At 38.8% G+C, this 12,947-nt stretch carries 11 protein-coding genes; 4 read left to right on the top strand and 7 right to left on the bottom strand.

What is annotated here, in order from left to right; translation table 11 throughout:
- Window positions 1–7: 7 nt before the first annotated feature.
- The 7 genes from ACSC97_RS01280 to ybaK all read right to left on the bottom strand — a co-directional run bounded on the left by ACSC97_RS01280 (window position 8) and on the right by ybaK (window position 8,130).
- Entirely contained in the window at window positions 8–1,243 is a 1,236-nt protein-coding gene (locus tag ACSC97_RS01280; RefSeq protein WP_436658905.1) for an MFS transporter, read from the bottom strand.
- Window positions 1,240–1,611 (bottom strand): hypothetical protein, encoded by a 372-nt coding sequence (locus ACSC97_RS01285; protein WP_004961737.1) that lies wholly within the window; start codon window positions 1,609–1,611, stop codon window positions 1,240–1,242. The genes ACSC97_RS01280 and ACSC97_RS01285 overlap by 4 nt, the downstream gene beginning before the upstream one ends.
- A complete protein-coding gene (gene acbD, locus ACSC97_RS01290; protein ID WP_436658908.1) occupies window positions 1,608–2,246 on the bottom strand; it encodes an acinetoferrin biosynthesis acetyltransferase AcbD in 639 nt (212 codons plus the stop codon). The genes ACSC97_RS01285 and acbD overlap by 4 nt, the downstream gene beginning before the upstream one ends.
- A gap of 27 nt (window positions 2,247–2,273) precedes the next feature.
- On the bottom strand, window positions 2,274–4,091 hold the full coding sequence (gene acbC, locus ACSC97_RS01295) for an acinetoferrin biosynthesis protein AcbC (RefSeq protein WP_125298671.1): 1,818 nt from the start codon (window positions 4,089–4,091) through the stop codon (window positions 2,274–2,276).
- Window positions 4,088–5,569: an acinetoferrin biosynthesis monooxygenase AcbB gene (acbB, locus tag ACSC97_RS01300; RefSeq protein ID WP_436658910.1), complete on the bottom strand. Its 1,482-nt coding sequence runs from the start codon at window positions 5,567–5,569 to the stop codon at window positions 4,088–4,090. Before acbB ends, acbC begins: the two co-directional genes overlap by 4 nt.
- Entirely contained in the window at window positions 5,562–7,346 is a 1,785-nt protein-coding gene (locus tag ACSC97_RS01305) for an IucA/IucC family protein (RefSeq protein WP_436658912.1), read from the bottom strand. The genes acbB and ACSC97_RS01305 overlap by 8 nt, the downstream gene beginning before the upstream one ends.
- A 316-nt stretch (window positions 7,347–7,662) precedes the next feature.
- Window positions 7,663–8,130: a Cys-tRNA(Pro) deacylase gene (gene ybaK / locus ACSC97_RS01310; RefSeq protein ID WP_436658914.1), complete on the bottom strand. Its 468-nt coding sequence runs from the start codon at window positions 8,128–8,130 to the stop codon at window positions 7,663–7,665.
- A 161-nt stretch (window positions 8,131–8,291) separates the two neighbouring features.
- Between ybaK and ACSC97_RS01315 the strand changes: the two genes are divergently transcribed.
- The 4 genes from ACSC97_RS01315 to ACSC97_RS01330 all read left to right on the top strand — a co-directional run bounded on the left by ACSC97_RS01315 (window position 8,292) and on the right by ACSC97_RS01330 (window position 12,912).
- Window positions 8,292–8,597 carry a hypothetical protein gene (locus ACSC97_RS01315; protein WP_004915688.1) on the top strand — a complete coding sequence of 102 codons (306 nt, stop codon included), beginning with the start codon at window positions 8,292–8,294 and terminating at the stop codon, window positions 8,595–8,597.
- A gap of 196 nt (window positions 8,598–8,793) precedes the next feature.
- On the top strand, window positions 8,794–10,167 hold the full coding sequence (locus tag ACSC97_RS01320; RefSeq protein ID WP_004915684.1) for an ABC1 kinase family protein: 1,374 nt from the start codon (window positions 8,794–8,796) through the stop codon (window positions 10,165–10,167).
- 236 nt (window positions 10,168–10,403) lie between these two features.
- On the top strand, window positions 10,404–11,690 hold the full coding sequence (locus ACSC97_RS01325) for an acyl-CoA dehydrogenase family protein (RefSeq protein ID WP_243484897.1): 1,287 nt from the start codon (window positions 10,404–10,406) through the stop codon (window positions 11,688–11,690).
- Between the two features lie 22 nt (window positions 11,691–11,712).
- Window positions 11,713–12,912 (top strand): acyl-CoA dehydrogenase family protein, encoded by a 1,200-nt coding sequence (locus ACSC97_RS01330; protein ID WP_039047903.1) that lies wholly within the window; start codon window positions 11,713–11,715, stop codon window positions 12,910–12,912.
- Window positions 12,913–12,947: the final 35 nt, after the last annotated feature.

Genomic DNA, 12,947 nt, shown 5'->3' on the forward strand with positions numbered 1-12,947 from the left:
ATGACCCCTAGATGAGTTGTTGCGTTTGTTTTGCTTTGCGAATAAGCAGTTGACTAAGCAACACGCTTAAAACAGATGAAACTGCGAGAATGAGATAGAAGTTTCCATAACCAAATGCTTTGGCTAAGAAACCTGAGACTGCACCGCCAATGAAATAAACCAATAGTTCGAAGCAAACTAAAATCGTAAAATCAGTACCAGCTTGTTCTTTGGAGCTGGTCTGCATGAAATGTGCATACAAGGCTGTCATTGCGATATAGCGGATGGCAAGAATGACAATGACAAAGCCACCAAGAAGTAAATGCCATTGATTCAACCAACTGAGCAAAACGGCTACACCCAACAAGGCGTAAACCAAACTTCGTGCCCAACCAGCCCAGATCAGCAATTGTGTTGCGGCTATTTTTTTTAATAAAAATGCAGCTGAAACAGCAGCTAATAATCCAATCCCTGCACCTATTACAGACATCAGCACGCCGATTTGTGGCAACGACCATTTCTGATCAATCAGCATCGGATTCAGCATCGCCATAGCTGGTGCTTCGACAATTCGATAACATACGATCAAGGCTAATGCCCATAACATTTCTGGACGTTTAAATGCACGGATCAGACTTGGCGGCTGTTTTGAGATTTTCTCTACATTTGATTTTTCTTTAATCTGGAAAATAGCCAACATCGTCAATGCTGTCATAGCGGCTAAGGAAATCAGTGCAGTTTGCCAACCATAAAGCTCATACAGCCATAAAGTTGCTGCTCCACCAACCATACTGCCAAGCGCAACACCTATACTTTGCGCCATACTGCCTAGTCGATACTCAGATTCTGAAAAGGTTTCGACCGTATAGCCATCAATTGCGATATCTTGAGTTGCAGCAAAAGTTGAAATCCATAAACCGACAATAACAAATACACCAAGACCGTAATCGAATTGGGTAAGTGCCAAAGCAACGACCCCCAACACCAAAGCTATTTGCGTAAACAAAAGCCAAGTTTTACGTTTACCGAGTTTTTTGAAATAAAAACGATCAATTAGTGGTGCCCAAAAAAACTTTAATGCCCAAGGAATATAGAGCAGCGACAACATGCCAATCCAACGTAAATCTACGCCTTGATGACGCAGAATCGCAGGTAAGGCCACATTATAAAAATACAGTGGTAAGGCATGCGCGAGATATAAAACCACCACGACACTCAGGCTCAAGGCTGAGACTTTCTGAATATTTAATGAATTTTGATTCATAAATACCTCTGCAAAGCCCATTGTGTGGCTTCAGCTTTATCTACGCTCACAAAATATGGAACATGCCAAGCTTTGTGCAGAGCTGGTGTATCCAATCGAATACGATCTTCTTCATCTTGAGCAATACGAGCAAAACCCAAGCAATATTGGTAAAAATCTTGTTTATATTGCTTATACCATTTGCCTTGGATTGCTCTATATTCTTCAGGAAATTCAGTATTTACATCGGTTTGCATGATCAACACGAAATTTTGCTTATGTTCGAAATAGTGCTGAATCCGTGCTAACCATTGTTCAAATTCTGCAACAGAGACATTCGCCGCAAAGCGCATGTCTAAGATATGCATTTCATTGATATATAAGCTCATGTAACACTCAGGAGTTTGGCTGGCTGATTAGCTAGCTGTTGTTGTGATGTTTGGTAATAAACCCCAAACTTGTTATAGAAAGTTTCTCTGAAGCAGTAGTACAACATCGCTGTTTTTTCGGGCATCGGTATTAAACGTTGGCTTTCATAACAAAGCTCTGCCACCACTGCTGCATAAGGTTTAACGGTATGATCTGGCTCACCCACAATTTTTTTAGCTTTCGAATGTTCAAAAATGTAAAAGCTGAGTAAACGGATGGTTGGGCGTAAAAAACCTTTACCAAACACTGATTTGTCACCAAAAAGTAAATGCCAACCTAGATCATTGTCATCACCATCGTAATAACGGCCCAAACGATCTCGTTTACCTTCATAAATTTCCGTATAGCCCACATCTTTGCCATCAATTCCGACGATTAATAAACGGTGATGGTCATCTGCTAACATTTTGTCGAAGTAAACTTGTAACTCTAGTTCCGATTTATTTAACTGCCACTGAGGAATTACATGTGGCTCATGCATCCATTGATGTAATAAAGGAATATCCTGTGGATATTGCACTTGGCGTAAGTAGTACTGTGTACCATCTTCAAAGTATTCAAAATAATCTGGTAATTGCTGAGAGATAGTTTTCATATCGAACCTATAAAATGACGAATAAAATTAGCCTGCTTTAGCTTGGCGTGGTTGTTCTGCCCATGTTTTCAATGTTTCTGGGCTAACTGGATTTGCAATAGGATCAAGGAAGACAGGAACAGGACGTTCTGCTTCATCGTTATAACTTGTGGTAAATAGACGTACACGGTTTAGACAAATTTTGGTGTAACTTGGACGCAGCATGGCGAATTTATCAGCACGTTCAGCCAGTTCTGGATGTTTTTGGTTAAACTCAACAATCGTGTTGGAAATGGTCTGCCAAAAATCAAGCTCAGAATATTCAGGATAGTCTTGCAAGAACACATTACAGATATAACGGTAATGCACCATGAACAGACCAGTGAAGATAAAATGGCTTAGATCGGTCGCTTCGTGACGGAGTAATAAGTCTGCTTCAGATGGTAACTGGGTTAACTCAGGAAAATCCTCATCCACTAAATTAATGTCATCAATGAAGTCTTTTAAAACCATGGCTTTCGGCACACCATTTTCATGTACCAACATCGTGTTTTCGCCGTGTGGTGAAAATGCCAAACCATAGCGATACAAGCAAAGTAACAATGGACTCATGCACACTTGAGCAAATTGAGCTAACCAAGCTAAAGGACTTAATCCTGATGCTTTGATCAGCACGCTCAGGATCGATTGACCAGAAATATCACGATGTAATAGAGCTGCTTGAGAGAGAACTTGTTGTGATGAATCAATATAGCGATCAACACTTTCACGCCACAAACAACCAAATAGTTCTTTAAATTGATATGGTGCGCCGTCAATGCGGTCAAAACATGGCTGGTGAATGGTTAAAGTTGCAACCTCACCCAAGAAAATCACACCTGTATTTTGTAAGTCTTGATCTTGTTGATGAATCTGTTTTAACCATGCGGTCACTGCTGGAGCAGCAAGATTACGTTTTGAGGGTAATCCACGATAAACAGCAGTATTAAAAATACTGACTGGCAGTTTAATGTAATGACGTTGTAGATTTGATGTATTGCATAATGTGCGAATGGACTGCATTGGCACATAACTATCTTGACTGATATTCAGTTCAATAATTTTCTGATCAACAATTTCATTGGCATAAGTTGGCACGAGCCATTGGTGCCATTGCCATGCATGTACGGGAATCAAAAAATAATTTTGTGGGTCTAGATTTTTTTCTTGGAGAATATTGATGAATTGCTGTAGTTCATTGGCATCAAATTCATGTTGATATAAACCACATGCACTCCAATCTTCAGTACTTCGATACTCTGCTAAATCACGATGTACAGCTAACCACAACACTTTAACTTCAGGAGAAAGTTCTGGCGCTGAGCTAAGATAATCATCATAACCAAAACCCATACGCCCCTTACTCATGATGAGCCAAGGATGACCTCGTAGCATGCCTTCAACTTTGTAATGAGGCTCAGTCAAAACCGCTGTGCTTGGCAAACGCGTTTCATTGAACAAATGTGCTTCTGCCAACCAAGTATTGTTCATTTCTTTGATCAAATATGCTTTGGTAAATGGCTTTACATTAGAACTGTCAGACATTGCGACAATAAACTCATGTAAGTTCCAAGCAGGTTGATCATTTTCCTGACTATGAGTCACATCACGTACAGAAGCTTCCTGAATATTCCAATGTCCGAGTAGATATTGATGTCCTTGAAATTCATACTGACGATTGCCTAAATCTAAGCGATAATGCCCTGCTGACAATGCTTTAACTTCAATAATTTCTTCATATAGAAACTCTGCAATCGCCATTTCAATAAGTCGTTGCCCTGCGGCACGCCATTGCTGCTGATTAATTTTTAAAGTTGCAAAGTTCATATCAGTTTCTCATAAGTTGAATGTACAGAAGCAGTTTGTGTCCGTGTATTAGCACCACGACGATTAGGGTGAGTTGTCATCACGCTCTGTTCTGTTTTCTTGAAAATTGAATGGTTTTTATTGGCAGAACTTTCACAAACGCACTCTTTTGATTGAGTTTTGTCGTCTGCCATACAAATTTTTGGATTTTGAGAGAGATTAAAGTGTTGGAATGTCTGCGCTTGATTGCCTAATTCATAAAGAGGCTTAGCAAGCAGTTGATTAATGATCGTTGCTGCACGATAAGCACCAAGACCTAAATCAGGCGTGCCGACACCATGACTATGCATTTCTTGATTTTGAACAAAGATATGGCCATTCAACCTGTGTACAACGCGATAGTCTTCTGTAATCTGCCAACGCTGTTTATGATCAAGTTCGATGTATGGCTTGAGTGACTGCATAAAACCAAAATCAGGTGTGAAATAACCCGTTGCGGCTACAAGAAAATCACAGTCGAGATGAAAAGACTGAGCTGTAGCACGATGTTCGAAATGCAGTCGGATTTTTTGTGTATCCAATACTTCCGCATCTTTCAAATCACATTGACTATGCAAATGTGTCTGTATGCTTTGACCTGCAATGCTACGGTGATAAAGTCTTTGATAAATTTCCCGAATGGTTTTTGCGCTAATCCCTTTATATAACAAGGCTTGTTGCTTTAACTGCTGCTCTTTCTGCTGTGCAGACAAATCATAAAAATGTTGTGCATAATCAGGGCTAAAATGTTCCAAACCTAATGGCGCATACTCCATTGGGAAGAAACCTTGAGAACGAGTAAACCAATGCAAATCAAATTGGTGATTATCGGTATCTTGCTGTTCGTCAAACAAGTCGACAAACACTTCAGCTGCGGATTGCCCCGAACCTAGTACAACAACATCGCCATGTAAATCTGTATCTGCATGCGTCATATACTGTGCTGAATGCAGACATTGTTGCGGACGGACTTTCTGAATCTTTGCCAAACATTCAGGCAAATATGGCACATTACCACTTCCAATCACTAAATGACGGCATAAATAACTTTGCTGAACACCATTTGATTCAACGACTACTTTAAAACCTATCGTTTGGGGTTCAATCCTCAAGACACGAGATTGGTATTCGATACAATCAAGTTGTTCTGCAACCCATTGGCAATAATGGTTATATTCACAACGCGGAATATGTGGCTGCTCTAAAAAGTAAAATTTATACAAACGTTGCTGATGACGCAGATAATTTAAAAAGCTAAATGGACTGGTTGGATCAACCATTGAGACCAAATCAGCCATAAACGGTACTTGCAATACCGTATTAGGTAGTTGCATACCTGCATGCCAATCAAATTGTGCCTTTTGCTCAAAAAACACGTAGTTGAGTGAGCTTTTGTTTTGTAGCAAACTAGCAAGACTTAAATTAAAAGGTCCTAGACCAATTCCAATAAAATCAAGCATAACTGACATCCTTCTGTGAAATACGCAGTGGATTTGGCAGTTGCACGTAAACAGACTGATTTTCGACAGGCGCGATCAATTCGTCTAACTCATGCAAACGTGTCAGCAAGTTACCCTTATAAGGCAGAGTTGAATTGAACAGTAATCCTTGCAATAAGGTGCTATCAGGATATTGTTGTAATTGTTCTTCTAAAAATTCAGTTAAATGCGCTAACAATTCTTCTTCAGTGATATAGCCTGTCGCACCGATGGCATTAATAATCCCAAACAAAGTATTGCCGAAGAAATAATAACTAAAACGTTCATCAACAAAATCTTTCGGACCTACCGCAAAGGCTTTTTCTTTCAGTTCAGGTAGCGCTTGTAGAATTTCAGTCGCAAACTCTTCAATATAATAAAAACCTTGGTTATCACGTAGCCATAAAGTTTTTGGGAAATGATTTTCGAGTTCCAATAATACATTTTGTTGATGTGACTCAAATGCCATACCAAAACGATGGTATAGATACATCAAGGGTTGCAAACTGACTTCGAGGAAACGAGTAAACCAATCTAAAGCAATCTCTGAAAAAACCCTCTGAGGATGAGCTTTTGAAATTTTGGAAAATAATGAGTTAAAGCGATTTAAAGATTTGCTTGGATGATCCTGACACAAGGATGCAATACAAGTGACTTGCTGTTGAGGATGGAAAGGCTGATCTCTAAAAATGCAGATACTTTCATTAATCACTTCATCATCAATTTTCAAGGCGATCCAAGCTGGGTCATTGACTGCCTTTAAACTTGGACATTTTTTTAGAATATTTTGACCAAACTCACTGTGCCACAGACGATGTGTTAATTCACCACGATGACATTCTTTGGCTAAATTCACTCGAATAGAATTGGTAATCATCACAGAAAGAGATGGCTTCACCATCCACGGAGCGTTGAAGCTAGCCAATGTACGAATGGATGTTGTTGGAGAGAATTGCCAGCCGCGTAAACCTAAATCAATCAATTGCCCTGTTTGCTTCAAACGTTCAAACCAAGCTTTACCCTGTAAATAGCGAGCTTGCCAAGGATGCAATGGGAGTAATTTATATTCGCTATGGGTTTTAACTAGATTGAGATCATTTTCAGATAAATACCACTGTAATGCCGTTTTTAATTGCGCTGAAATAGGTTCATCAGTCGCACTACCTTCCGCAATGTAATCTTGGTGCACTAGCCAATAATGAAGTTGTGTCTTGCGTTTGTGTTCAGGTGAAAACTTTAGCCAATCCTCATGCACAAAACCTGTTCTACTTTTCGGCGCTGGGTGCATGCTATGCCCCAAAATCAATGCCTGTTCAGTTTCAATAAAGCTTTGACCAGCTTTAACCAAGTCATCAAAATCAGCTTCACGTTGTATTAAAAACTGTTGCAATGCATCACGGCTTTGAATCCACTTCTCTACTAAAGAAGCAGCATCCAAAGGTAAAGACGATTCAGAAACTAGTTCTTCAAGTAACAACCCAACGATTGCAACTGGACTAAATGATTTTGGCTGACCTGAAATTACGATTTGAGGAAGATTAGCTAACCGATGTCTACCAACTCGGCTGACATAAGATAATGGGAAATCACATTGAGCATGAATAGAATTAATCGGAATAGATAACAGCGTCAAACCTTGGCTAAACGCTTGTTGTTGCGGACTTTGCTGTGTTTTATTAAGCAAGTGACCTTTGCCAGTTTCTTGCGTATATGCGTTGACGAAATGTTGTATCGCCAACCGATTGGCAAGTGATTGCATCTGTCGGTATCCTCTATAAAGAGAGAGTTAGTTTTTTTTCGAATGTTTGAGCTCAAAACACTTCTCAAATACAGCAACGACTGCATATAAGATTAAAGTAATGATAATAATTATCATTTATAATAGCAATTACAATATCCTCCTAGCAGTTTATTATTCAAGACATTGATTAATATAGATAAAATAAAGAAATAGAAGATTATAGATACAAAAGATAATAATTCTCATTATTATATATTCTAATGAAAATCTGAAATTTTATTGTTTTAGTAGATTGAAGTATTAAAGCATAAGCTATAGATGTCTGATAAAGTCTCTAACTATCCAATAGATCAGAGAAAGTTGCATTTAATAACTTTGCTAGATCATTAGGATCTAAACCAATATCCAGCCCTCTTTTCCCACCACTGACATATATTTTATTAAATGTCTGCGCCGTTGCATCAATGACGGTTTTTAGACGTTTCTTCTGCCCTAATGGACTAATTCCACCAACTAAATAACCAGTCAAACGTTCAGCATCTTTAGGATTTGCCATTTGTAATTTCTTACATCCCACCGCTGCTGCAACTTTTTTTAAATTGAGTTGATGGTTTACAGGTAAGATCGCAATAAAATAGTTTTTTTCATCTGTGACCATTAATGTTTTGAAGACTTCTTCTACACGTAAATTGAGTTTTTCAGCAGCTTCTAAACCAAAACTCTTCGCGTTAGCATCATTTTCATATTCATGAATCGAGAATGCTATTTTATTTTTTTCCAATAACTTACAAGCTGGTGTCATTTGATATCTGGGTTATTTCGATGATTCTTAAGTTTGATGAGTGTAGCATTTTAAAAAAAATATTTTCAATTTGCTTAGGCTATTTTGAATGGTGTTCTTGATAATTATTTTTCAAACCTTATATAAAGACTGAATGCAATTGAGAAAGGCGCAAAAACTTCATGAGTTATAAACATAATAATCTGATGGCGATGCGTCAAAGCTACTGGGATGATGAATCTTCTTCTACCGTTCAAGCTGAAAAGCAATTTCTCCGTGATACTTTGGTTGAAGAAGGTATTTTCGAGAATGCGACTTTAGACGACACCAAGTACTTTTTCTTCACATTACCCAGTATTATTATCGTGAAAGCTCATGCTTTAGGTTTTCATCATAGTATTGTCAAACGTATGTTGATTAAGCATATACATACAAACCGAGCAGCTCTAATGCGTAAATCAGCCCTTAAAATTCAGTTTAAAATTTAGTACATATGTATAAATAGCTGACTTAAGCGATCTCCAATTTGCTTAGGCTATTTAGATATTGTTGACTTAAATCACAAATTTAGACTGATAATTCAAGCGATTGAACTATTTTAATACGTTCAAACGCTGTAATATCCACTACAATTTAACTCTCGGCTTTCCTCCCCCTCCGATTTCAGCATAGGATTTTTCTTTCATGTCAGATCAGAACGATAAGCTCAAGAATCTAAAAACCTCGTCTGTGGATCGTCGCTTATCTATTGCAAAAGCTTCTTTACTTGCTGGAACTCGTTGGGCAACTGCAAGTGCCACCTCTATGTTTTCTAGTGAGGAAGAAAAAGAGAAGAAACGTAAAAAAGCGATGGCTGATCAAGCCCATTATTTGGTCTCTGAAATTGGAAAATTAAAAGGTTCAATTGTTAAAATTGGACAAATGATGGCTTTATATGGTGAACATTTCTTACCAGAAGAAATCACTCAAGCACTCAATACGCTGAATAATCAAACTGTTGCTTTAGCATGGCCTGCAATCAAAGCGCACTTACATGAGCAACTAGGTTCGAAACTGAATGATCTAACGATTGATCATGAGCCAATCGGTACTGCATCATTGGCACAAGTTCACCGTGCAATTCGTAAATCTGATGGTTTAGAAGTTGTATTGAAGATTCAATACCCTGGTGTTGCAGAAGCGATTGATTCTGACATGAATCTTTTCAAAAACATGCTGAAGCTCACACGAATGGTTCCTCAAACACGTGAGTTCGATCAGTGGTTTGATGAAGTTCGTGAAATGATGCACCGTGAAGTGAATTATGACATTGAGGCAGCGACAACTCGACGTTTCGCAGAACGCTTGAAAGATGACCCGCGTTATATTGTTCCACAAATTGTTGATGAATTCTGTGCTGACAAAGTTCTGTGTATGACATTTGAGCGTGGAGTACCTATCAACAGCCCTGTTATGCTTTCTTTACCTCAAGAGCGCCGTAATCAACTTGGTGAAGCTTCACTAGAAATTGCAGTACGTGAGCTGTTCGAATGGGGTGAGATGCAAACTGATCCTAATTTTGGTAATTACCTTGTCCGCTTAGGCAATGGTGATGATGTAAAGGATAAGATTGTATTGCTCGACTTCGGGGCGATTCGCCAATTTGATGACAATTTACTTTCTGTCGCACGTAATCTTATCCATGCAGGATATGATCATGACAAAACTGCTATGGTTAAAGCGATGACAGGTTATGAATTTTTTGATTCGATGCCTGAAAGTGTAAAACCAGGTATGGCGGATGTGTTTTTAATTGCGACCGAAGCTTTTAGTAACCCAAGCAATAATCCTGATATGCCTGCTGGTGTGATGGATGAACAAGATCGTTATGATTGGAAAAAAAGCCAACTACATAGTCGCGTAATGCAGCAAGCTGCTCAGTCTATGGCTTCTCGTTATTTCTCAGTCCCTCCTAAAGAATTTATGTTTATTAGCCGTAAATTCATTGGTGCTTATACCTTCATGACAGTGATCGAGGCGAAGACAAATGTTCGCAAAATGATTCGCCAATTTGCATAAACCAAATTAATTCAGTCATATTGACCAATCTGCTCTGTCAGTTTGGTCAATTTTTTTTTGCTTTAATTTTCATTCATTTTTTTTAATTATTTAAAAACATTAACTTATTTATCTTTATTCACTTAATTAACCCTTTATCTTTCTAATATTGACACGTCAAAGAAGACATAGTTTTTTTAGCTTTAGCATGCGAGCATAAATTCACAATCATCCTCTAGGATAAAATCATGTCAAATATGATGAATAAGGCTCAAGGTCTCGGGCTATCATTGATCACTAAAATCGCAGGAAGCGAAGTGCTGGATCAACTCAAATTAAGAAAGTTTGTAGAAAAGTCACTATACCAAGGTTCAAAAACTGGTTTTAAAGTTCTAACAAAAACTCAGAAAGCTTTTAAACCACAACCTATTGATAAACAACGTTTACCAAATCAAGTAAATAAAAATCTATTTGATTTAGGATTGACTGAAGAGCAACAAATGACATCAGATGCGATGTCACAATTTGCTCAGGAAGTGCTTTACAATTTAGCGCATGATGCAGATCACCATGCACAATTCCCAGAAGAACTTTGGCAGCATTTGGTTGATTTAGGCTTGAACTACTATGCATTACCTGAGGCTTTAGGTGGTGTTGCCGCAGAACAAAATATTGTCAGTAATATCCTAATTGCTGAAAACTTAGCTAAAGGTGATTTCAGTCTTACAGCTGGATTATTAAGCACGTTCAGCGTGATCAATGCCATCACTCGTTGGGGATCAACACAAGTACAAAGTATGTATTTGCCTTGCTTTGCTGAAGACACAGATATTACAGCGACATTTGCATTTCAAGAAGCGACCCCTGCATTTAATCCATACCAATTAAAAACTAAAGCCACTGAACAAAATGGTCAGTTCTATATCACAGGTGAAAAGACTTTAGTCATTTTAGGTGATACATCTGATGTATTCCTTGTCAGTGCAGAATATAACGGTCAACCTGATATTTTTGTCGTGCAATGTGATGAAAGTATTGCCATCAAATCAAATCCAGCGATGGGTCTAAAAGCTGCTGAAACTGCTACCTTACAGTTCAATCAAACTCCAGCTTTACGATTAGGTGATGCTGATTTCGATTACACAGCATTTGTAGATCTTGGGAACTTGATGTGGTGTGCGATGGCTGTAGGTACATGCGAGGCGATCAAAGCATACTGCATCAAATATGCAAATGAACGTACAGCTTTCGGTGAGCCTATTTCTCATCGCCAAAGTGTTGCCTTCATGATTGCTGATATGGCTATTGAAATTGATGCAATGCGCATGTTGGTACTTAATGCAGCGAGCTTAGCTGAAGCGGGTCAACCATTTCATCGTGAAGCTTACCTTGCAAGACTTTTGTGCGCTGAAAAATCTATGAAAATCGGTACGGATGGTGTACAGATCCTAGGTGGTCATGGTTTTACCAAAGAACACCCTGTTGAACGTTGGTATCGTGATTTGCGTGCTACTGCAATCTTACATTCTGGCTTACATGCTTAATTGATCATTCGAGGATATTACAATGAATTTACAAAATCCTAAAAAATTCAAAATGATGGTCGATCAGGCACATGAAGTTGCTTTGAATGTGTTGCGCCCAATTTCAAGAAAGTATGACAAAGCCGAACATGCCTATCCAAAAGAATTGGACATGTTGGCATCATTAATTGATGGCATGAATGAAGGTGGTGAAGGAATAAATGCAGGTGCTGCTGTTGGCAAACGTGGAGAAACTGAGTCAGGTAACAAAAACGGCAATAATATGTCGACTGCACTCGGTATTATCGAAATGTGCTATGGCGATACGGGTTTATTGTTAAGTATGCCCCGCCAAGGCTTGGGTAACTCTGCTATTGCGGCAGTAGCAAATGACGAGCAACTTGAACGTTTTAAAGGGACATGGGCTGCCATGGCAATTACTGAACCAGGTTGTGGTTCGGACTCAGCTGCTATTCGTACGACTGCAACTCAAGATGGTGATGAATACATCTTAAATGGCGAAAAAATCTTTGTCACTTCAGGTGATCGTGCCGATTCAGTTGTAGTTTGGGCAACACTAGATAAAAAGCTTGGTCGTGCAGCTATAAAATCCTTTGTTGTACCCAAAGGTACTCCAGGAATGAAAGTTGAACGTTTGGAGCACAAATTAGGAATTAAAGCGTCTGATACTGCTGTCATTAGTTTCATTGACTGTCGTGTTCCAGCTGCAAACCTGTTAGGTAATCCTGAGATAGATGTTGCAAAGGGTTTTGCTGGAGTTATGGAAACCTTTGATAATACCCGACCTCTCGTTGCAGCAATGGCGATTGGTTGTGCCAAAGCATCACTCGAACGTATCAAAGAAATCTTCAAAGATCAGCTTGATCCAGACTATAAAACACCTTATTTACAAACCTCAAACTTAGCTGCGCAAATCTATCGGATGGAAGCTGAATGGGAAGCTGCTCGCCTGCTTATGGTTAAATCCACATGGATGGCAGACAACAAAAAACCAAACTCAAAAGAAGCTTCTATTGCCAAAGCTAAAGCTGGTCGTGTTGGTAATGAAATCACGCTCAAATGTGTAGAACTTGCTGCAAGTGTAGGTTATAGTGAAGATGAATTACTGGAAAAATGGGCACGTGACTCAAAAATTCTAGATATTTTTGAAGGTACTCAACAGATTCAGCAATTGATCATCGCACGTCGAGAATTGGGTAAATCATCGAGCGAATTGAAATAATTTGGCTTAATTCGAAAACTAATAAAAAGGACGTT

This window comes from Acinetobacter sp. P1(2025) (genome assembly GCF_051390655.1).
In the GTDB taxonomy this organism is placed as follows: domain Bacteria; phylum Pseudomonadota; class Gammaproteobacteria; order Pseudomonadales; family Moraxellaceae; genus Acinetobacter; species Acinetobacter junii.

Bases quoted from the DNA above. Each gene is read 5' to 3' on its own strand.
- ACSC97_RS01280 (WP_436658905.1), bottom strand. From the start codon at position 1,243: ATGAATCAAAATTCATTAAATATTCAGAAAGTCTCAGCCTTGAGCCTG.
- ACSC97_RS01285 (WP_004961737.1), bottom strand. From the start codon at position 1,611: ATGAGCTTATATATCAATGAAATGCATATCTTAGACATGCGCTTTGCG.
- acbD (WP_436658908.1), bottom strand. From the start codon at position 2,246: ATGAAAACTATCTCTCAGCAATTACCAGATTATTTTGAATACTTTGAA.
- acbC (WP_125298671.1), bottom strand. From the start codon at position 4,091: ATGAACTTTGCAACTTTAAAAATTAATCAGCAGCAATGGCGTGCCGCA.
- acbB (WP_436658910.1), bottom strand. From the start codon at position 5,569: ATGCTTGATTTTATTGGAATTGGTCTAGGACCTTTTAATTTAAGTCTT.
- ACSC97_RS01305 (WP_436658912.1), bottom strand. From the start codon at position 7,346: ATGCAATCACTTGCCAATCGGTTGGCGATACAACATTTCGTCAACGCA.
- ybaK (WP_436658914.1), bottom strand. From the start codon at position 8,130: ATGACACCAGCTTGTAAGTTATTGGAAAAAAATAAAATAGCATTCTCG.
- ACSC97_RS01315 (WP_004915688.1), top strand. From the start codon at position 8,292: ATGAGTTATAAACATAATAATCTGATGGCGATGCGTCAAAGCTACTGG.
- ACSC97_RS01320 (WP_004915684.1), top strand. From the start codon at position 8,794: ATGTCAGATCAGAACGATAAGCTCAAGAATCTAAAAACCTCGTCTGTG.
- ACSC97_RS01325 (WP_243484897.1), top strand. From the start codon at position 10,404: ATGATGAATAAGGCTCAAGGTCTCGGGCTATCATTGATCACTAAAATC.
- ACSC97_RS01330 (WP_039047903.1), top strand. From the start codon at position 11,713: ATGAATTTACAAAATCCTAAAAAATTCAAAATGATGGTCGATCAGGCA.